Below are 19677 nucleotides of genomic sequence, written 5' to 3'. Positions count from 1 at the left end.
GGGCGATTTGTCAGCCTCCGGACGTGTCCAGCTCGGCATCCTCGCTCACACCGGCGCAGTCGTACGGGTCCTTCAGCCAGCCGTCCGGCAGGACAACCCGGTTGTTTCCGGACGTCCGGCCCCGAGGGCCGTCCGCGCTCTCGGGCCACGGCTGGTCCAGGTCGAGCTCGCTCAGATGAGCGTCCAGCTCGGCCAGGGACGAGACGACCGCCAGCTTCCCGCGCATCTCGGACCCGACCGAGAACCCCTTGAGGTACCAGGCCACGTGCTTACGGAAGTCGATCACCCCGCGGGCCTCGTCGCCGATCCACTCCCCCAGCAGCTGGGCGTGGCGCAGCATGGTGCGCTTGACCTCGCGCAGCACCGGCTTGTGGAAGTCCTCGGGACGGCCCTCGAAGGCCGCGACCAGGTCGTTGAAGAGCCAGGGCCGGCCCAGGCAGCCGCGCCCCACGACCACGCCGTCGCAGCCGGTCTCGCGGACCATGCGCAGCGCGTCCTCGGCGCACCAGATGTCACCGTTGCCGAGCACCGGGATCTCCGGCACGTGCTCCTTGAGGCGGGCGATGGCCTCCCAGTCGGCGGTGCCGCCGTAGTGCTGGGCGGTGGTGCGGCCGTGCAGGGCGATGGCGGTCACCCCCTCCTCGACGGCGATCCGGCCGGCGTCGAGGTAGGTGAGATGGTCGTCGTCGATGCCCTTGCGCATCTTCATGGTCACCGGCAGGTCGCCGGCGCCCGCGACGGCCTCGCGGAGGATGGCGCGCAGCAGGTGGCGCTTGTAGGGCAGGGCGGAGCCGCCGCCCTTGCGGGTCACCTTGGGGACCGGGCAGCCGAAGTTGAGGTCGATGTGGTCGGCGCGGTCCTCTTCGACGATCATGCGGACCGCCTTGCCGACCGTCACGGGGTCCACCCCGTACAGCTGAATCGACCGCGGCTTTTCGGTCGCGTCGAAGTGGATCAGCTGCATGGTCTTCTCGTTGCGCTCGACCAGGGCGCGGGTCGTGATCATCTCGCTCACGAACAGCCCCTTGCCGCCCGAGAACTCGCGGCAGAGGGTCCGGAAGGGGGCGTTGGTGATGCCGGCCATCGGCGCGAGCACCACCGGGGGCTGCACGGTGTGCGGGCCGATCGCGAGGGGGGCGGGAAGCGTGGTCATCCCCCCATTGTCCCGCAGCGCCGTTGCCTGCTTATTCGTACGATCGGCGGTATGCATCACATGAGTGGCGTGGATCAAGCGGGCCGCCGGCACCGCCTGCTCGTCCTGGCGGTCTGCTGCATGAGCCTGCTGATCGTCAGCCTGGACAACACCGTCCTGAACGTGGCCCTGCCGGCGATGCGCCGCGAGTTCGACGCCTCGGTCTCGGGGATGCAGTGGACCATCGACGCCTACACGCTGGTCATCGCCTCGCTGCTGATACTGGCCGGGTCCACGGCGGACCGGATCGGGCGGCGCAGGGTCTTCGCGTGGGGACTGGTGCTGTTCACGGCGGGATCGGTGCTGTGCTCCCTGGCGCCCGGCCTCCACTGGCTCATCGCCTTCCGGATGGTCCAGGCCGTCGGCGGGGCGATGCTCAACCCCGTCGCCATGTCGATCATCACCAACACCTTCACCGACCCCAAGGAGCGTGCCCGCGCCATCGGCGTCTGGGGTGCGGTGGTCGGCATCTCCATGGCCGCCGGACCGCTGATCGGCGGCCTGCTGGTGGACTCGGTGGGCTGGCGGTCCATCTTCTGGGTCAACCTGCCCGTCGGGCTGGTCGCCCTGGCGCTGACCCTGCGCTTCGTTCCGGAGTCCCGGTCCGAGCGACCGCGCCGGCCGGATCCGGTGGGGCAGCTGCTGGTCGTGGTGCTGCTGGGCGGGATGACGTACGCGATCATCGAGGCGCCGGCCCAGGGCTGGAGCTCGCCGCCGATCCTCGGGTGCGCGCTGGGCGCGGCCGCCGCGCTGGGCGGGCTCCTGTTCTACGAGCCCCGGCGGACCGATCCGCTGATCGACCCCCGGTTCTTCCGCAGCGCCCCCTTCAGCGGGGCGACCGTGATCGCGGTGAGCACCTTCGCCTCGCTCTCCGGGTTCCTCTTCCTGACCACCCTCTACCTCCAGGAGGCACGGGGGCTCGACGCCCTGGACGCGGGGCTGCACATGCTGCCGATGGCCCTCTTCGCCTTCCTGTGCGCGCCGGTCTCGGGGCGCCTGGTCGCCAACCACGGGCCCCGGCCGTCGCTGCTGGTGTCCGGGGTGGCCATGGGGGCGAGCGGGCTGCTGTTCGCGGCGTTCTCGGCGGAGACCTCCACGCCGCTGATGTTCACCGGGTACGTGCTCTTCGGCATCGGCTTCGGGCTGGTCAACGCCCCGATCACCAACACGGCGCTGTCCGGGATGCCACGCAGCCAGGCGGGCGTGGCGGCCGCGGTGGCCTCCACCAGCAGGCAGACCGGCGGGGCGCTCGGCGTGGCCGTCATAGGAGCCGTGCTGGCCGCCGGGACGGCGGGCGGGGCGGACTTCGCGACGGCGGCCCGGCCCGCCTGGTGGATCATCACCGGCTGCGCGTTCCTGGTGCTCGTCGTGGGCGCCGTCACCACCGGCCCGTGGGCCCATGCCACCGCGCTGCGGACGGCCCGGGAGCTCGAACCGTCACCGCCCGCCCCCGCCGCCGCCCAGGCGGGGCAGACCCCCGGCCCCCGCAGGGACGGCGGGATGCCCCCGACCCCGGGGCCCGCCCCGGCGGGCTGATCCGCCTCCGCAGGACGGCCTTCCTCCGATGCGCCGTGCCGCGACCCCGCCATCCTGACGAGTGACAGATATTGAAATCTGTCAGCCGTCATGCCATTCTCGCTCCATGACCTCGAACGAGAACACCTCCGCGTCCGCCGCCGCCACCGCCCGCCGGCTCGGGGCCGCCGGGCCGTCCGTCTTCCCCCTGGGGCTGGGCTGCATGGGCATGTCCGCCCTCTACGGCGAGGCCGACCGGGCCGAGTCCCTGGCGACGATCCACGCCTTCCTGGAAGCCGCCCCCGCGGGCATGAACACGCTCCTGGACACCGGCGACTTCTACGGCATGGGCCACAACGAGCTGCTGATCGCCGAAGCCCTGCGCACCGCCCCCACGGCAGCCCGCGAGCAGGCCCTGACCAGCGTCAAGTTCGGCGCCCTGCGGACCGTCGAGGGCGGCTTCACCGGGTACGACGGGCGGCCCGAGGCCGTGAAGAACTTCCTGGCCTACTCGCTCCAGCGGCTCGGCCGGGACCACATCGACATCTACCGGATCGCGCGCGTGGACCCGGACGTCCCCGTCGAGGAGACCGTCGGCGCCATCGCCGAGGCCGTGCAGGCGGGGCATGTCCGGCACATCGGCCTCTCCGAGGTCGGTGCGGACACCCTGCGCCGGGCCGCGGCGGTGGCCCCGATCTCGGACCTCCAGATCGAGTACTCGCTGATCTCGCGCGGCATCGAGGACCGGATCCTGCCGGCCGCCCGGGAGCTCGGCATAGGCGTGACGGCGTACGGGGTGCTGTCCCGGGGCCTGATCAGCGGGCACTTCAGCCGCGACCGGGCACTGGCGCCCGGCGACTTCCGCGGGATGAGCCCCCGCTTCCAGGGCGAGAACCTGGACCACAACCTCGGCCTGGTCGAGGCCCTGCGCAAGGTCGCCGAGGAGAAGGGGGTGACCGTCGCCCAGATCGCGATCGCCTGGGTACTCGCCCAGGGCCCGCGCCGCGGCGTCGACATCGTGCCGCTGGTGGGCGCCCGCCGGCGGGACCGGCTGGCCGAGGCGCTCGGCGCGAGGGAGGTCGGGCTGACCGAGACCGACCTGGCCGCCATCGAGGCCGCGGTCCCCGCCGGGGCCGCTTCCGGCGACCGGTATCCGGCGGCGCAGATGGCCCACCTCGACAGCGAGCACTGAGCTGGCGGTACGGTCGTACCCATGCCCTCCGCTGCTGCCGAGCCCCTGACCCCCGAGCGCATCCTCGAGACCACCGAGGAGGTGCTGCGCCGCTTCGGCCCCACCAAGGCGACCGTGGTGGACGTGGCGCGCGCCCTGGGCGTCAGCCACGGCAGCGTGTACCGGCACTTCCCCTCGAAGGCGGCGCTGCGCGAGGCCGTCACGGACCGCTGGCTCGCCAAGAGCGTGGTCATGCTGGAGGGGATCGCCTCGGCGCCGGGCGAGGCCGCCCCCTCCAAGCTGGAGTCCTGGCTGGAGGCCCTCTTCGAGGCCAAGCGCCACAAGGCGGGGGACGACCCGGAGCTGTTCGCGACGTACACGGTGCTGCTCGCCGAGAACAGCGGGGTGGTCGACGCGCACCTGACGGAGCTGATCGAGCAGCTGACCCGGATCATCGCCGAGGGCGTCGCCGCCGGCACCCTGGCCGCGCCCGACGTGCCGGCCGCCGCGCGCGCCGTCTTCGACGCCACCGGCCGGTTCCATGACCCCCAGTACGTGACGGAGTGGCTCTCCCCCACGATCATCACGGAGTTCGAGGCGGTCGTCGCCCTCGTCATCCGGGGTCTGCGCGCCTGAACCGGCGCGGTTCCGCGCCCCGTTGGGCGGAATGAGAGGCTCCGGACGGCTTGGTGATCATTTTGAGCCGTGTCGACTTGTACATGCCATCGACAGTTCCTTACGGTCCCCTTACCGCACTACTCAGGCACGTTCCAGGGGGAACCTTGTCCACGGCAGCAGTACAGCCCTCACCTCCCGCCCGCTCCGGCGGAGCCGCAGCCATCGGCTTGATCCTGACCATCGCGCTCAGCGTGGTGGCACCGATCGTCACCTACAACGCCCTCGTCGACGACCACGGCTGGAGCGAGGCCTCGGCGCTGCTCGTCAGCGGCGCCTGGCCGGTGCTCGACACCGCCGTCATGGTGGCCTGGCGGCGCAAGCTGGACGAGTTCGCCATCGTCACGCTGGTGTTCCTGGCGATCACCGCCGCCGTGTCCCTGATCGGCGCCAACTCCACCCGGGCCCTGCTCGTCAAGGACTCCGCCGTCACCGGGCTGTTCGGGCTCCTGTGCCTGGCCACGCTGCTCGCGCCCCGGCCGCTGATGTTCTACTTCGGCCGGAAGTTCGGCACGGACGGCACCCCGGCGGGCGTGGCGTACTACAACGGCCTGTGGCAGTTCGAGGGCTTCCGCAACGCCCAGCGCCGCATGACCCTGGTCTGGGGCGTGGTCTACCTGATCGAGGCGGCGGTCCGGATCGCCCTGTCGTACGTCCTGGACACCTCCACCATGGTGACCATCAGCCCGTTCATGATCTACGGCACGCTCGGCGGGCTGGCCCTCTGGACGATCAGCTTCGTCAAGCGGACCAAGGCCGAGGGCGAGAGGCGGGCCGCCGCGAACGCCGCCGCGGCCACGGCCGCGCAGGCCGGGGGCTCCGCGGCCTGACCGCGGCGAACGGGGAAAGGCCGGTGGCCCGGTGCGCGGATCGCGCACCGGGCCACCGGCCTTCCGGCGGGAACTAGCAGCCCAGCAGACGGCTGCCGAGGTAGGCCTGGATCTGGTCCAGGGAGACGCGCTCCTGCTTCATGGTGTCGCGCTCGCGCACGGTCACCGCGTTGTCCTCCAGGGTGTCGAAGTCGACGGTGACGCAGAACGGCGTACCGATCTCGTCCTGGCGGCGGTAGCGGCGGCCGATGGCACCCGCGTCGTCGAACTCGATGTTCCAGAACTTGCGCAGGTCGGCGGCCAGGCCCTTGGCCTTCGGCGACAGCTGGGCGTTACGGGACAGCGGCAGGACGGCGACCTTGACCGGGGCCAGGCGCGGGTCGAAGCGCATCACGGTGCGCTTCTCCATGACGCCCTTGGCGTTCGGGGCCTCGTCCTCGACGAACGCGTCCAGCATGAAGGCGAGCATGGCGCGGTTCACGCCGGCCGCCGGCTCGATGACGTAGGGGGTGTAGCGCTCCTTCGACTCCTGGTCGAAGTAGACGAGGTCCTGGCCGGAGGCGGCCGAGTGCGACTTCAGGTCGAAGTCGGTGCGGTTGGCGATGCCCTCCAGCTCGGAGAACTCACTGCCACCGAAGTTGAAGCGGTACTCGATGTCGGCGGTGCGCTTCGAGTAGTGGGACAGCTTCTCCTTCGGGTGGTCGTACCAGCGGATGTTCTCCTCGCGGATGCCGAGGTCGCGGTACCAGTTCCACCGCTCCTGCATCCAGTACTCCTGCCACTGCTCGTCCTCGCCCGGCTTGACGAAGAACTCCATCTCCATCTGCTCGAACTCGCGCGTGCGGAAGATGAAGTTGCCCGGCGTGATCTCGTTGCGGAAGGACTTGCCCATCTGCGCGATGCCGAAGGGCGGCTTCTTGCGCGAGGTGGTCTGCACGTGGGCGAAGTTGGTGAAGATGCCCTGGGCGGTCTCGGGGCGCAGGTACGCCTTCGAGCCGGTGTCCTGGGTCGGGCCGAGGTGGGTCTCCAGCATGCCGGAGAACTGCTTCGGCTCGGTGAACTGGCCCTTCACGCCGCAGTGAGGGCAGTTGACGTCCGCGAGGCCGTTCTCGGGGAGGCGGCCGTGCTTGGCCTCGTAGGCCTCTTCGAGGTGGTCCGCGCGGTGACGCTTGTGACAGGCGGTGCACTCGGTCAGCGGGTCCGAGAAGGTCGCCACATGGCCGGAGGCCACCCAGACCTCGGGGGCCAGGATCACCGAGGAGTCGAGGCCGACGATGTCCTCCCGTCCGGTGACCATCGCCTTCCACCACTGGCGCTTGATGTTCTCCTTGAGCTCGACACCCAGCGGACCGTAGTCCCAGGCAGCCCTGGAGCCGCCGTAGATGTCACTGCAAGGGAAAACGAAGCCACGGCGCTTGCTCAGGCTGACGATGGTTTCGATCTTGTCGGCGGCCACGGTGCTCTCTTCATTACGAGGACGAACGGCGAAGGCTTTAGGTTACCGGCGCCCGCACCCTCCACTTCAAGTCGGTACCCCTCTTCCAGCATGCGCTCGGGCCCCCCACCCCGCCTTTTGACAATCGTTTCCATCTTTGATGAAAATGGATGTCATGAACGTACGACGCCTCATACCCACCGCCGCGCTCGCCGGTGCCGTCGCCCTTGCCGCGACGGCCCTCACCGCCTGTTCCGGGGCGGGAGCGGCGGGCGCGGACCAGGACGGCAGGCTTGCCGTCACGGCGTCGTTCTACCCCCTCCAGTTCCTCGCCGAGCGGATCGGCGGCGACCACGTGAAGGTCGCCACCCTGACCAAGCCGGGCGTCGAACCGCACGACCTGGACATCACCCCCCGGCAGACCGGCCAGCTGGGCGACTCGGACGTCGTCCTCTACCTCAAGGGCCTCCAGCCCGCCGTCGACAAGGCCATAGCCCAGTCCGGCGTGAAGAACACCGTGGACGCGGCCTCCCTCACCCGGCTCGAGGTGCACGGCACCTCCGGCGAGGAGGACCACGACCACGCCGCCGAGGAGCACGGCCACGGCCACGACCACGGGGAGGCCGGCGAGGACCCCCACGTCTGGCTCGACCCGGTCAAGTACGCGGAGATCGCCAAGGGCTTCGGCGCCGCACTGGAGAAGACCGATCCCGGCCACGCGGCCGACTACCGCAGGAACACCGACGGGCTCGTGGCCGAACTGGGCGCGCTGGACACCGAGTTCAAGGAGGGCCTGCGGAACACGGCCTCCAGGACCTTCATCACCACCCATTCCGCTTTCGGCTACCTCGCCGAGCGCTACGGCCTCGACCAGGAGGGCATCTCCGGCGTCGACCCCGAGGCCGAACCCAGCCCGGCCCGGATGAAGGACCTCCAGGCCGTCGCGAAGAAGGACAATGTCACCACCGTGTTCTTCGAGGCCCTGGCCAGCGACAAGACGGCGAGGACCCTGGCCCGGGACACGGGGCTGCGGACCGACGTCCTCGACCCCCTCGAGGGGATCACCGAGAAGTCGCAGGGCGCCGACTACTTCGAGGTCATGCGCTCCAACCTGAAGAACCTCCAGAAGGCCCTCGGAACCAATCGATGACAGCAGCAACGGAGGCGCGAGCCATGCAGTCAACGCCCCGACCGGCGGACGACGACCAGACCGTCATATCCCTGCGCGGGGCCACGGCCTCGCTCGGCTCCCGGCCCGTGCTGCGCGGGGTCGACCTCACCGTCCGCCGGGGCGAGGTGGTCGCCCTGCTCGGCGCCAACGGCTCCGGCAAGTCCACGGCCGTGCGCGCCGTGGTCGGCCAGGTCCCGCTCACCGGCGGGAGCCTGAGCCTTTTCGGCACCGACTTCAGGCGCTTCCGCCAGTGGTCGCGCATCGGGTACGTCCCCCAGCGCACCACCGCCGCCAGCGGCGTCCCGGCCACCGTCCGGGAGGTCGTCTCCGCCGGCCGCCTCGCCCGCTCCCGCTTCGGGATCCTGCGCAAGGCCGACAGGGCCGCCGTCGAGCGGGCCCTGGCCCTCGTCGACATGGACGCGTACGCCGACGCCTCGGTCAACGCCCTCTCCGGCGGACAGCACCAGCGCGTGCTCATCGCCCGGGCGCTGGCCGTCGAACCCGAGCTGCTGATCATGGACGAGCCGATGGCCGGCGTGGACCTGGCCAACCAGGAGGTCCTCGCGAACGCCCTGCGCGAGCAGGTCGCCGCCGGCACCACCGTCCTGCTCGTCCTCCACGAGCTGGGCCCGCTGGAGCCCCTGATCGGCCGCGCCGTCGTCCTGCGCGACGGCTGCGTCGTCCACGACGGCCCGCCGCCGGAGGCCGTCGGGCAGCACGCCCTCCCCGGCCACGACCACGTACACCCCCACGCGGCGCACGACGCCGAGCCCCTGCGGACGGGACTGCTGAGCTGATGGAAATCCTGCACCAAGCCTTCATGCAGCGGGCGCTGATCGCCGCCGCGCTGGTGGGCATCACCGCGCCCGCGATCGGCACGTACCTCGTCCAGCGCCGCCAGGCGGTCATGGGCGACGGCATCGGCCACGTCGCCATGACCGGTGTCGCCCTGGGCTTCCTGCTCAACACCAGCCCGGTCTGGATGGCCACCCTCGTCGCGGTCGTCGGCGCCGTCGGCATGGAGCTGATCCGCTCCCGCGGCAAGACCAGCGGCGACATCGCGCTCGCCATGCTCTTCTACGGCGGCCTGGCCGGCGGCGTCATGATCATCAACCTGGCCCCGGGCGGTTCCACCGCCAACCTGAGCAGCTACCTCTTCGGCTCGATCAGCTTCGTCTCCCCCGAGGACGTCACCGCGGTGGTGGTCCTGGCCGCCTTCGTCATCGCCGTCACCGTCGGCCTGCGCCGCCAGCTGTTCGCGATCAGCCAGGACGAGGAGTTCGCCCGCGTCACCGGTCTGCCGGTGCGCGCGCTGAACCTGCTGATGGCCGTCACCGCCGCCGTCACGGTCACGGTGGCCATGCGCATCGTGGGCCTGCTGCTGGTCAGCGCCATGATGGTGATCCCCGTCGCGGCCGCCCAGCGGGTCACCCGCGGCTTCGCCGCGACCCTGTCGCTGGCGATGGGGATCGGCGTGGTGGTCTCGCTCAGCGGTACGGCCGCCACGTACTACATCGACGCGCCGTCCGGCGCGACGATCGTGCTGCTCGCGATCGCCGTCTTCGTGGCGACCACGGCCCTGTCCGCGCCCGTGGCCCGGCGCCGGGCCAGGGCCGTCCGGGCCGCCGAGGAGCTCTGCACGCAGGACGACGTGAAGGTCTAGGAGGACCGGCCGCCTGGCACAATGAGGCGAGGCCGAAACGAGGAGGAACCGGTGGCGACTGCGCCTGGCGAGACGAATACCGCGCCAGTACGAGGACGGTCCACCCGGCAGCGGGCAGCCGTCGCGGCGGCACTGGACGAGGTGGACGAGTTCCGCAGCGCCCAGGAGCTGCACGACATGCTCAAGCACCGCGGCGACTCCGTGGGCCTGACCACCGTGTACCGCACCCTCCAGTCCCTGGCGGACGCCGGCGAGGTGGACGTGCTGCGCACCAGCGACGGCGAGTCCGTCTACCGCCGCTGCTCCACCGGTGATCACCACCACCACCTGGTCTGCCGCAAGTGCGGCAAGGCGGTCGAGGTGGAGGGCCCTGCGGTGGAGAAGTGGGCGGAGTCCATCGCGGCCGAGCACGGCTACGTGAACGTGGCCCACACCGTCGAGATCTTCGGGACCTGCGCGGACTGCGCGGCCGCCGGCTAGATCGAAAGCACCGGATTCCGGTCGAACACCGATCGGAATCCGGCCGATCTCGTACGACCTCCGCCGCCGGGCCCAGGACCTCGGCGGCGGAGCCGTTTACCGGGGTCAGCCCTGGGAGCCCTCGGTCTGGTTCGGGACCGCGCCGCCGAAGCGGCGGTCGCGCTTGGCGTACTCCAGGCAGGCGTCCCACAGGTGGATCCGGTCGAAGTCCGGCCACAGGACGTCCTGGAAGACCATCTCGGCGTAGGCGCTCTGCCAGATCAGGTAGTTGGACGTGCGCTGCTCGCCGCTGGGCCGCAGGAACAGGTCCACGTCCGGCATGTCCGGGTAGTAGAGGTACTTGGCGAGGGTCTTCTCGGTGACCTTCGACGGGTCGAGCCGGCCGGCCTTCACGTCCTCGGCGAGGGCCTGGGCGGCGTCGGCGATCTCGGCGCGGCCGCCGTAGTTCATGCAGAAGTACAGGGTCAGCTTGTCGTTGCCCTTGGTCTGCTCCTGGGCGATCTGGAGCTCCTTGGCCACCGACTTCCACAGCTTGGGCATCCGGCCCACCCAGCGCACCCGGATGCCGAGCGCGTCGAGCTGGTCGCGGGTCTTGCGGATGAAGTCGCGGTTGAAGTTCATGAGGAAGCGCACCTCGTCGGGCGAGCGCTTCCAGTTCTCGGTGGAGAAGGCGTAGAGGGAGATGTTCTTGACGCCCATCTCGATCGCGCCCTGGAGGACGTCCAGGACCCGCTCGGCGCCGACCTTGTGGCCCTCGGTGCGCGGCAGGCCCCGCTCCTTGGCCCAGCGGCCGTTGCCGTCCATCACGATCGCGACGTGCTCCGGCACCAGCTCGCCCGGGATCTTCGGCGGGCGGGCGCCGGTCGGGTGCGGTTCGGGGATCGCGTACTCGCGGCGGGAGAGTCCCAGGAATCCGCGTACTGCCATGGCGCTTCGGTCTCCGATCTCGGTCACTTCTCTACGTAACGCAGGGAACGCAGCCCGCGTTCCAGATGCCAGTGCAGATAGGCGGAGACGAGTCCGCTTCCCTCGCGCACGTGCCGCGGCTCGGCCGCGTCGGCCGTCGGCCAGTCCCCCGTCAGCAGGGCGCTGAGCAGCCCGATGGCCTCAGCAGATGGTACGACGCTTCCGGGAACCCGGCAGTCACCGCATACGACCCCGCCGGCGGCGACGGAGAAGTGCCGGTTGGGGCCGTGGATCCCGCATTTCGCGCAGTCCTCGAAGCTGGGCGCGTAGCCGTTGACGGCCAGGGAGCGCAGCAGGAAGGCGTCGAGGACGAGATGCGGTGCGTGCTCGCCGCGCGAGAGCGTGCGCAGGGCGCCGACCAGCAGCAGGTACTGCTGGACGGCGGGCTCGCCCTCGTTCTCGGTGAAGCGCTCGGCGGTCTCCAGCATGGCGGTGCCGGCGGTGTAGCGGGCGTAGTCGGTGACGATGCCGTTGCCGTACGGGGCGATGATCTCGGTCTGGGTGCACAGGGGCAGGCTGCGGCCGATCAGCTCGCTGCCTCGGGCGAAGAACTGCACGTCGGCGTGGGAGAAAGGTTCCAGCCCGGCGCCGAATTTGGACTTCGTGCGCCGTACTCCGCGGGCGACGGCGCGGACGCGGCCGTGGCCGCGGGTGAGCAGCGTGATGATGCGGTCCGCCTCGCCGAGCTTCTGGGTGCGCAGCACGATGCCGTCGTCGCGGAACAGACTCATGCGCCCATTGTCCCCCGTGCGCGGACGGCGCCGACCCCCGTCGGGGCGGCGGTGTCCGGACGGGAGGGGCGGCACTCCTGGGGAGGTTCCGGGGGAGGCGGTCAGGCGGCGGGGGTCCCCGCCTCGCCGGCGGAACGACTCCGCCGGGCCCGGATCCGCGTACGGAAGAGCGCTAGGGTGCGCGCACCGCCGACAGCAGCCCGGCCACCTCTTCCGAGCCCATCCGCAGCGCCGAGCCCACGGTGGCGAGCACCTCGCGCTCCGCCGGGATGTAGGGCCCGTCCGCGAGGGCGATCCGCGCGCCCTGCAGCAGGATCGATTCGCGACCGGGTCCGGCGAGGTGGGCGGCGAGCGGTTCCAACGCCTCGTGGAGCTCGATCGACAGCGCCGCCCCGCAGCAGTCGGGCCCGTCGTACAGCCCCAGCCGGCCCTCGTCGGTCGCCAGGGCCTCGACGAGGGACTCCAGCTGCTCCTCGGTGCAGTCCGGGAAGCCGGCGCCGCGTACGGCCGACACGGCGGCCTCCAGGGCGCTGCGCGAGGAGGTCCCGCCCGCGGCGAGCACGGCCAGCGCGACGGTGTGCACGGCGTCGCGCAGGAGCGAGGAGAAGCGGGTGGTGGTGAGGTGGTCCAGCACCTCGGTGCCGAAGCGCTGCCGGCAGGCCTGGCACTCGACGACGGGCCCTGCCTCCCCGCGCGGCAGCAGCGGCAGGCCGAGCACGGTGAACCGGCGGCGCCCGGTGCGCCGGCGGTAGTTGCGGTCACCGCCGCAGCCGGGGCAGAAGAACTCCCCGTCGCCCACGGTGTTCCAGATGGTACGGATGCCCCAGAACGTCAGCTTCCGGCCGTCCCCACCCCGAACTGGCAGCACGTCGCACCTCCGTAACCACCCGGCAACGACGCCGGGTTGGCGTGATGTTAGCCACATCGGTGAGTGTGCGTCAGTCGTGCGGCAGGACAACATGGGCCCGGGAGCCCACTTGGCCGGTCTGCGCCCCCGCCCGTCAGGCCCCTGGCGGCGGCCCCGCGGGGGACGGCGGAGCCCCGCCCCTCCGGCCGGAGGGGCGGGGCTCCGCCGGGGGTGGTTCAGCGGCCCGCGCGGTTGACGGCGGAAATGACCGCCTTCAGGGAGGCGCGGGTGGTGTTGGCGTCGATGCCGATGCCCCACAGGACCCGGCCGTCGATCGCGCACTCGATGTACGAGGCGGCCACGGCGGAGGCTCCCTCGCTCATCGTGTGCTCGGTGTAGTCCAGCAGACGGGCGTCCACGCCGATGCCGGCCAGCGCGTCGAAGAAGGCCGAGATCGGACCGTTTCCGGTGCCGTTCAGGACCGTCTCCACGCCGTCAACGACGGCCTCGACGGTCAGCGTGTCCGTACCGTCCTTGTCGGTGGCGGTCGAACCGGAGCGCAGCTGGATGCGGCCCCACGGGTTCTCGGGGTTGGGCAGGTACTCGTCCGAGAAGACCTCCCAGATCGCCTTCGGCGTGACCTCGCCGCCCTCGGCGTCGGTCTTGGCCTGGATGATCCGCGAGAACTCGATCTGCATGCGGCGCGGCAGGTCCAGCTTGTGGTCGTTCTTCAGGACGTACGCGATGCCGCCCTTGCCGGACTGCGAGTTGACCCGGATGACCGCCTCGTAGGAGCGGCCGACGTCCTTCGGGTCGATCGGCAGGTACGGGACGGCCCACTCGATCTCGTCGACCGTCTTGCCCCGGGCGGCCGCGTCGGCCTCCATGGCGTCGAAGCCCTTCTTGATGGCGTCCTGGTGGGAGCCGGAGAAGGCGGTGTAGACCAGGTCGCCCGCGTAGGGGTGGCGCGGGTGGACCTCCATCTGGTTGCAGTACTCGCTCGTGCGGCGGATCTCGTCGATCTGCGAGAAGTCGATCTGCGGGTCGATGCCCTGGGAGAACAGGTTCATGCCCAGGGTGATCAGGTCGACGTTGCCGGTGCGCTCGCCCTGCCCGAACAGGCAGCCCTCGATGCGGTCGGCGCCGGCCATCAGGGCCAGCTCGGCGGCGGCGACGGCGGTGCCGCGGTCGTTGTGCGGGTGCACGGAGATGCAGACGTGCTCGCGGCGGGTCAGGTTGCGGGCCATCCACTCGAAGCGGTCCGCGTGGGTGGAGGGCGTCGAGCGCTCCACGGTGGCGGGCAGGTTGAGGATGATCTCGCGGCCCTCGCCCGGCTGCCAGACGTCGCAGACGGCCTCGCAGACCTCCAGGGCGAAGTCCAGCTCGGTGTCGGTGAAGATCTCGGGGCTGTACTGGTAGCCGAAGACGGTCTCGGGGCCCAGCAGCTTGTCGGCGTACTCCATGACCAGGCGGGTGCCGTCGACGGCGATCTGCTTGATCTGCTCCTTGGAGCCGCGGAAGACGACGCGGCGGAACGTCGGGGCGGTCGCGTTGTACAGGTGCACGGTGGCACGCTTGGCACCCACCAGCGACTCGACGGTCCGCTCGATCAGGTCCTCGCGGGCCTGGGTCAGTACGGAGATGGTGACGTCGTCCGGGATCGCACCCTCTTCGATGATGGAGCGCACGAAGGCGAAGTCGGTCTCGCCGGAGGAGGGGAAGCCGACCTCGATCTCCTTGTAGCCCATGCGCACCAGCAGGTCGAACATCTCGCGCTTGCGGGCGGGGGTCATCGGGTCGATCAGCGACTGGTTGCCGTCGCGCAGGTCGGTGGACAGCCAGCGCGGAGCCTTGGTGACGCGGGCGTCCGGCCAGGTGCGGTCGGGGATGTCCACCTGCTCGTACCGGCCGTACTTGTGGATGGGCATCCCGGAGGACTTCTGGGTGTGGGTCGCGTTGGTGATGGGCGTGGGGCGACCGACAAAAGGCTGCTGGCTCATGGCGTTGGGCTCCTCGCGTGTCCGCGTGTAGTTCGCTGAACGGCCGACGGCGGTAGTGAAAACCGCAACACCAGACTCCGCGGGGAGGGGGCCGGCCTACGACTACAGACCCTCGCCGCGGCAGCTAAGGAGAAGCAGCCCGAAACGCATGATGGGCCGAGCCTAACCGAGCCGCGCCGTGTCGCGAGGACCTGTTTCAGTATGCAAGACCGGGGGGCCCGATTTACACCTTTTGTGGCCCAAGACTCCTTTCGTCCGGCAAGGTCCGGTGGATCCGTCAACACGGCGCGTCGCCTTTGAGACAACCGAATGAATCATGCTCGCCGCTAGTGACACCGACATCACCCACTGCCACATTTCCGGCATGGATGCCTTCCTTTCGCACGGACACGCCCCCCACCACCCGGTCTTCTGCACCGTGGTGCCGCCGCACCTGCTGGACAAGGCCGCCCGGTCCGCCGACGCCGCCCGCGCCGACGCCGCGCAGCGCACCCTGGAGACCGACGCCCTCCTGCGCACCCGGCGCCGGATCAGCACCGTCCGGGGGATCGCCCCGGCCGTCACGGACGCCCCCGACGCGGACGGGCCGCGCCGCACGGTCTACGACGCCCAGCACCACACCCGGCTGCCGGGGAAGAAGGTCCGCGCGGAGGGTGCCGCCACCTCCAAGGACGCCACCGTCAACCGCGCGTACGCCGGGCTCGGGGCGACGTACGAGCTCTTCCTCAAGGGCTTCGGCCGGCGCTCGATCGACGGCTCCGGCCTGCCGCTGGACGCGAGCGTGCACTACGGCGAGGACTACAACAACGCCTTCTGGGACGGCCGGCAGATGGTCTTCGGCGACGGGGACGGGGACCTGTTCCTCGACTTCACGGTGTCGGTCGACGTGATCGGGCACGAGCTGACCCACGGGGTCACCCAGTACACGGCCAACCTCGACTACCACGGCCAGTCCGGCGCCCTCAACGAATCCATGTCGGACGTCTTCGGCTCGCTGATCAAGCAGTACTCGCTCGGCCAGACCGCCGACCAGGCGGACTGGCTGATCGGGGCCGGACTCCTCGGCCCGAACGTCACCGGGGTCGCCCTGCGCTCGATGAAGGCGCCGGGGACCGCGTACGACGACGACGAGCTCGGCAAGGACCCGCAGCCGGCCACGATGGACGGCTACGTGACCACCTCGCGCGACAACGGGGGCGTCCACATCAACTCCGGCATCCCCAACCACGCCTTCTACATCGTGGCGACCGAGCTGGGCGGCAAGGCCTGGGAGCGGGCCGGGCAGATCTGGTACGACACCCTGACCGGCGGGCAGCTGGGGGCGCGGGCGGACTTCAAGGACTTCGCCCGGCTGTCGGCGGCGGCGGCCGTCGCCCGGTACGGGGAGGGCGGCGCCGAGCACCAGGCCCTCCAGAAGGCCTGGTCGACCGTCGGCCTGGGATAGCCGGGACAAGGCGGGGCCCGTCCGGGTAGAAGGGGGACCATGAAGATCGAAGTGGTACGGACGGGCGGTTTCTCGGGGATCGAGCGCCGGGCCGAGGTGGACACCTCGGGCCGGCCCGACGAGCAGGAGTGGCAGGCGCTGGCCCAGCTGGCCCTGCGACCCGACCCCCGGGCCGCCGGGGGGCCGGGCGGGGTCAGGGACGGGTTCTCGTACCGCATCACGGTGGACGGGCGGACGGTGTCCTGCCACGACCCCCACCTCTCCGACGCCCAGCGCAGCCTGATCACGAGGGTGCTGAAGGAGGGCGCCTAGGGGTCGCCCAGGGGCTCCCGACCCGCGACGGGGGGTGCCGGAGGGGCGGCAGGAGCCGGAGGGGCCCGATACCTTCCTTCGGGTGGCCGGAAACAGCCCCTCCGTTCGAGCCGCAGCGGAAACGGCAGATCGGCTCTTTGCGGAAACGGCAAGAAGGATTGCCCCGGTCGCGGAGGGGACGGAGCATCGGCGGTGTCCTTGCAGGAACGCACCGAGGAGACCGCGTGCCCACCCCCTCCCACCCCCACGACCACGGCGACCACGACGGCCACGACGGCCACGACCACGAGCAGGGCCACGGCGGTGACGCGGCCGGCCAGGAGTTCTGGGACTCCCGCTACCGCGAGAGCGAGCGGATCTGGAGCGGCCGGCCCAATTCCGTCCTGGTCCGGGAGACCGCGGACCTCGCCCCCGGCCGGGCCCTGGACCTCGGCTGCGGCGAAGGGGCCGACGCGGTGTGGCTGGCCGGGCGGGGCTGGCGGGTGACCGGCACCGACATCTCGCCGGTGGCCCTGGAACGCGCCGTCGGGCACGCGGCCGAGGCGGGCGTGGCCGACCGGATCGCCTTCGAGCGCCACGACCTCGGGGAGTCCTTCCCCGCCGGGGAGTTCGACCTGGTCGCGGCCTGCTTCCTGCACAGCCCGGGCGAGATGCCCCGCGAGCGGATCCTGCGCACCGCCGCCCGGGCCGTGGCCCCCGGCGGGGTCCTGCTGGTGGCCGGGCACGGCGGCCCGGCCCCGGGCGCCGAGAACCCGCACCCGGACCTGTACTTCCCCACCCCCGAGGAGGTGCTGGCGGGCCTGGACCTGCCCGAGGACGGCTGGGAGGTGCTGGTCTGCGCCGAGCACGAACGGGTCGGCGCGGAGGCCGACCGGCCCGGGCACGGCTTCGACAACACCCTCAAGGTCCGCCGCCTGGCCTGACGGGGGCGGCGGCCCCGGGGGTCAGAAGCCCAGCTTGCGCAGCTGCTTGGGGTCCCGCTGCCAGTCCTTGGCGACCTTCACGTGCAGGTCGAGGAAGACCGGCGTGCCGAGCAGCGCCTCGATGTGCTTGCGCGACTTCATGCCGACCTCCTTCAGGCGGGAGCCCTTGGGGCCGATGATGATGCCCTTCTGGCTGGGCCGCTCGATGTAGACGTTGGCGTGGATGTCGAGCAGCGGCCGGTCCGCCGGGCGGTTCTCGCGCGGGATCATCTCCTCGACCACGACGGCGATGGAGTGCGGGAGCTCGTCGCGGACGCCCTCCAGCGCGGCCTCGCGGATCAGCTCCGCGACCATGACCATCTCGGGCTCGTCGGTGAGGTCGCCCTCCGGGTAGAGCGGGGGGCTCTCCGGCAGCATCGGGGCGATCAGGTCGGCCAGCAGCCGGACCTGGTTGTCGCCGACCGCCGACACGGGGACGATCTCGGCCCACTCGATGCCGAGCTCGGCGCCGAGCTGCTGGATCGCGATGAGCTGCTCGGCCAGCTGCTTGGACTCGACCAGGTCGGTCTTGGTGACGATGGCGATCTTGGGGGTCTTCTTGATCCCCGCGAGCTCCTTGGCGATGAACTTGTCACCGGGGCCGAGCTTCTGGTCGGCGGGCAGGCAGAAGCCGATGACGTCGACCTCGGCCCAGGTGGTGCGCACGACGTCGTTGAGCCGCTCGCCGAGCAGGGTGCGCGGCTTGTGCAGGCCGGGGGTGTCCACCAGCACCAGCTGGGCGTCGGGGCGGTGCACGATGCCGCGGACGGTGTGGCGGGTGGTCTGGGGCCGGTTCGAGGTGATCGCGACCTTGGTGCCCACCAGCGCGTTGGTCAGGGTCGACTTGCCCGCGTTGGGGCGGCCGACGAAGCAGGCGAAGCCCGCGCGGTGCGGGGCGGTGGGCTCGGGGGAACGATCGCTCATACGGGCCATTCTCCCCGATGCCGCCCGGCCCGCCGACCAGACCACCCCGGCGGGGGTCCCGGCCCGTCGCCCGAAGCCGCCTCCCCGCCCCGCCCGTCACCGAGACGACGGGCGGGCAGGCGGCACCGCCCCGCGCGGCGACGCCCCCGGGGCCGGGCTACGACAAGGTCAGGGTCAGGGCCGCCCGGTACGCGCCCGGCGGGGTGTACGGAGGCACCCGGAGGATGAGCGTCGCGTCGACCGTGAACCTCCCGCCCGCCCCCGAGGCCAGCACCGCGCCTTCCGGCCCGACCTCCCCGGAGGGGCCGGCCTCGCACCCGCCCCCGCACGAGGGGGTCCACGCCGGCGAGGCCCCCGGCACCAGGACCCCGTCCGCCCCCTCGAACCCCGTCAGCCTCCCGCGCAGGGTCCACCGCCCCGCTCCCCCGCCCCGGGTGTCCGTCACCGTCACCGTCCCGATCCGCCCGGCGGCCGCGCCCCCGCCCCCGAACCCGACCGCGCCCAGCGTGACCGCCGCCCCGGCCTGCGTCATCGTCAGGGAGCCCGCCACCGGGGCGGCCGCCTCGACGACCGCGTACGCCGCCGGGTCGGAGCCCCGCGCCGCCGTCCAGGTGGGGCCCTCGTACGCCACGACCCCCGTCGTCCTGCGGTCCTCCACCGTCAGCTCCGCGCCGAAGGCCCCGAACGCGTCCGCGGTGGCCGCCACCCGGTCGGCCGTCCCGGCGGCGCCCGCGCGCCCCGCGACCGTCACGGCCGCGCCCGGGGCGAAACCGGCCCCGGTGACCCGGACCCGGACGCCCGGCTCCCCGTACGAGGCGGCGAGGGCCACGCCCCGCAGGTTCATCACCGGCCGCCGGGCCGCGACGATCCGCCCCGCGACCGGCGCCGGCGCCCCGGCCGCCGCACAGGCGGACCCCGGCAGGGCGTAGCCGCCCGGGGCGAGGGTGGTCTCTCCGGGCTCGGTGACGGTGAAACGCCCGCTCATGACCGCACCGGGCGCCCCCGCCACCGCGGCCACCGGCACCTCGCCGCCCTGGGCCCCGCCCAGCAGGATCCGCCCCGTCGCGGCGGGGAGCCCGCCCTCCGGCGGGGCCGCGGACGGGGTCCGGTCCAGCCGGTAGGTCACCGTGACGGTGTCGCCGACCGCCGGGGCCGGGTCGTCGACCTCGACGCGGGCCGTGGTCGTCCCCTCCCCGGACGGCAGGCAGCGCGTGGGGAACTCCACCCGCCCCGGGGCCGTTCCCCCTTCGGCCGCCGCCGGCGTCCCCAGCGCGCCCCCGGCCGCCGCCGCGAGGACGGCCAGGCCCGCAGCCGCCGCCCTGTGCCTCCCGCGCGCGCCCCTCCGCACCGCCGGCCCCC

General features: G+C 71.8%; 19 protein-coding genes. 11 read left to right on the top strand and 8 right to left on the bottom strand.

The genetic code is table 11. The features are described from left to right. Positions 1-10: 10 nt before the first annotated feature. Positions 11-1153, bottom strand: a complete 1143-nt coding sequence (gene dusB / locus ACFY15_RS21725; RefSeq protein WP_390825952.1) for a tRNA dihydrouridine synthase DusB — start codon at positions 1151-1153, stop codon at positions 11-13. Positions 1154-1213: 60 nt separating this feature from the next. On the opposite strand from dusB, the gene ACFY15_RS21720 reads away from it, so the two are divergent. The 4 genes from ACFY15_RS21720 to ACFY15_RS21705 all read left to right on the top strand — a co-directional run bounded on the left by ACFY15_RS21720 (position 1214) and on the right by ACFY15_RS21705 (position 5383). Continuing rightward, positions 1214-2728, top strand: coding sequence for an MFS transporter (locus ACFY15_RS21720; RefSeq protein ID WP_390825983.1), 1515 nt, complete (start codon positions 1214-1216; stop codon positions 2726-2728). A 106-nt stretch (positions 2729-2834) separates the two neighbouring features. Then, a complete protein-coding gene (locus ACFY15_RS21715; protein WP_390825951.1) occupies positions 2835-3899 on the top strand; it encodes an aldo/keto reductase in 1065 nt (354 codons plus the stop codon). A 21-nt stretch (positions 3900-3920) separates the two neighbouring features. Next, complete coding sequence (locus ACFY15_RS21710; protein ID WP_390825950.1) at positions 3921-4514, top strand: TetR family transcriptional regulator; 594 nt, start codon at positions 3921-3923, stop codon at positions 4512-4514. 146 nt (positions 4515-4660) lie between these two features. After that, a complete protein-coding gene (locus tag ACFY15_RS21705) occupies positions 4661-5383 on the top strand; it encodes a VC0807 family protein (protein WP_390825949.1) in 723 nt (240 codons plus the stop codon). Between the two features lie 73 nt (positions 5384-5456). Here the strand turns inward: ACFY15_RS21705 and ACFY15_RS21700 are convergent, their stop codons facing one another. Then, positions 5457-6839: a glycine--tRNA ligase gene (locus ACFY15_RS21700; protein ID WP_390689085.1), complete on the bottom strand. Its 1383-nt coding sequence runs from the start codon at positions 6837-6839 to the stop codon at positions 5457-5459. 154 nt (positions 6840-6993) lie between these two features. On the opposite strand from ACFY15_RS21700, the gene ACFY15_RS21695 reads away from it, so the two are divergent. From ACFY15_RS21695 to ACFY15_RS21680, 4 genes are read left to right on the top strand one after another with little or no spacing between them, the layout of a single operon-like run. After that, positions 6994-7968 (top strand): metal ABC transporter substrate-binding protein, encoded by a 975-nt coding sequence (locus ACFY15_RS21695; RefSeq protein WP_390825948.1) that lies wholly within the window; start codon positions 6994-6996, stop codon positions 7966-7968. A 23-nt stretch (positions 7969-7991) separates the two neighbouring features. Next, positions 7992-8786, top strand: coding sequence for a metal ABC transporter ATP-binding protein (locus ACFY15_RS21690; protein ID WP_390689166.1), 795 nt, complete (start codon positions 7992-7994; stop codon positions 8784-8786). Then, complete coding sequence (locus ACFY15_RS21685) at positions 8786-9652, top strand: metal ABC transporter permease (protein WP_366453080.1); 867 nt, start codon at positions 8786-8788, stop codon at positions 9650-9652. Before ACFY15_RS21690 ends, ACFY15_RS21685 begins: the two co-directional genes overlap by 1 nt. 51 nt (positions 9653-9703) lie before the next feature. Continuing rightward, entirely contained in the window at positions 9704-10132 is a 429-nt protein-coding gene (locus ACFY15_RS21680) for a Fur family transcriptional regulator (protein WP_150519707.1), read from the top strand. A gap of 105 nt (positions 10133-10237) precedes the next feature. Here the strand turns inward: ACFY15_RS21680 and ACFY15_RS21675 are convergent, their stop codons facing one another. The 4 genes from ACFY15_RS21675 to leuA form a co-directional block, all read right to left on the bottom strand. Continuing rightward, complete coding sequence (locus tag ACFY15_RS21675; RefSeq protein ID WP_390689083.1) at positions 10238-11059, bottom strand: isoprenyl transferase; 822 nt, start codon at positions 11057-11059, stop codon at positions 10238-10240. A gap of 23 nt (positions 11060-11082) precedes the next feature. Continuing rightward, positions 11083-11829, bottom strand: coding sequence for a DNA repair protein RecO (gene recO, locus ACFY15_RS21670; RefSeq protein ID WP_390689082.1), 747 nt, complete (start codon positions 11827-11829; stop codon positions 11083-11085). 172 nt (positions 11830-12001) lie between these two features. Beyond that, on the bottom strand, positions 12002-12697 hold the full coding sequence (locus ACFY15_RS21665) for a TerB family tellurite resistance protein (RefSeq protein ID WP_390689080.1): 696 nt from the start codon (positions 12695-12697) through the stop codon (positions 12002-12004). 215 nt (positions 12698-12912) lie between these two features. Then, the gene (leuA, locus tag ACFY15_RS21660) at positions 12913-14676 is read right to left on the bottom strand and encodes a 2-isopropylmalate synthase (RefSeq protein ID WP_390689079.1); all 1764 of its coding nucleotides are present in this window, start codon (positions 14674-14676) and stop codon (positions 12913-12915) included. A gap of 364 nt (positions 14677-15040) precedes the next feature. Between leuA and ACFY15_RS21655 the strand changes: the two genes are divergently transcribed. From ACFY15_RS21655 to ACFY15_RS21645, 3 genes are all read left to right on the top strand, one after another. After that, the gene (locus ACFY15_RS21655) at positions 15041-16120 is read left to right on the top strand and encodes a M4 family metallopeptidase (protein WP_390825947.1); all 1080 of its coding nucleotides are present in this window, start codon (positions 15041-15043) and stop codon (positions 16118-16120) included. 39 nt (positions 16121-16159) lie between these two features. Next, the gene (locus ACFY15_RS21650) at positions 16160-16432 is read left to right on the top strand and encodes a protealysin inhibitor emfourin (protein WP_390689077.1); all 273 of its coding nucleotides are present in this window, start codon (positions 16160-16162) and stop codon (positions 16430-16432) included. Between the two features lie 224 nt (positions 16433-16656). Beyond that, complete coding sequence (locus ACFY15_RS21645; protein ID WP_390825946.1) at positions 16657-17355, top strand: SAM-dependent methyltransferase; 699 nt, start codon at positions 16657-16659, stop codon at positions 17353-17355. A 21-nt stretch (positions 17356-17376) separates the two neighbouring features. Here ACFY15_RS21645 and era read toward each other — a convergent pair whose 3' ends face one another. Then, entirely contained in the window at positions 17377-18327 is a 951-nt protein-coding gene (gene era / locus ACFY15_RS21640) for a GTPase Era (RefSeq protein ID WP_390689075.1), read from the bottom strand. Positions 18328-18475: 148 nt separating this feature from the next. After that, positions 18476-19543 (bottom strand): beta-xylosidase, encoded by a 1068-nt coding sequence (locus ACFY15_RS21635; protein ID WP_390689074.1) that lies wholly within the window; start codon positions 19541-19543, stop codon positions 18476-18478. Between the last annotated feature and the right edge of the window lie 134 nt (positions 19544-19677).

This window comes from Streptomyces sp. NPDC001373, assembly GCF_042895815.1.
GTDB lineage: Bacteria > Actinomycetota > Actinomycetes > Streptomycetales > Streptomycetaceae > Streptomyces.
This window is presented reverse-complemented; position numbering and strand designations above follow the sequence as displayed.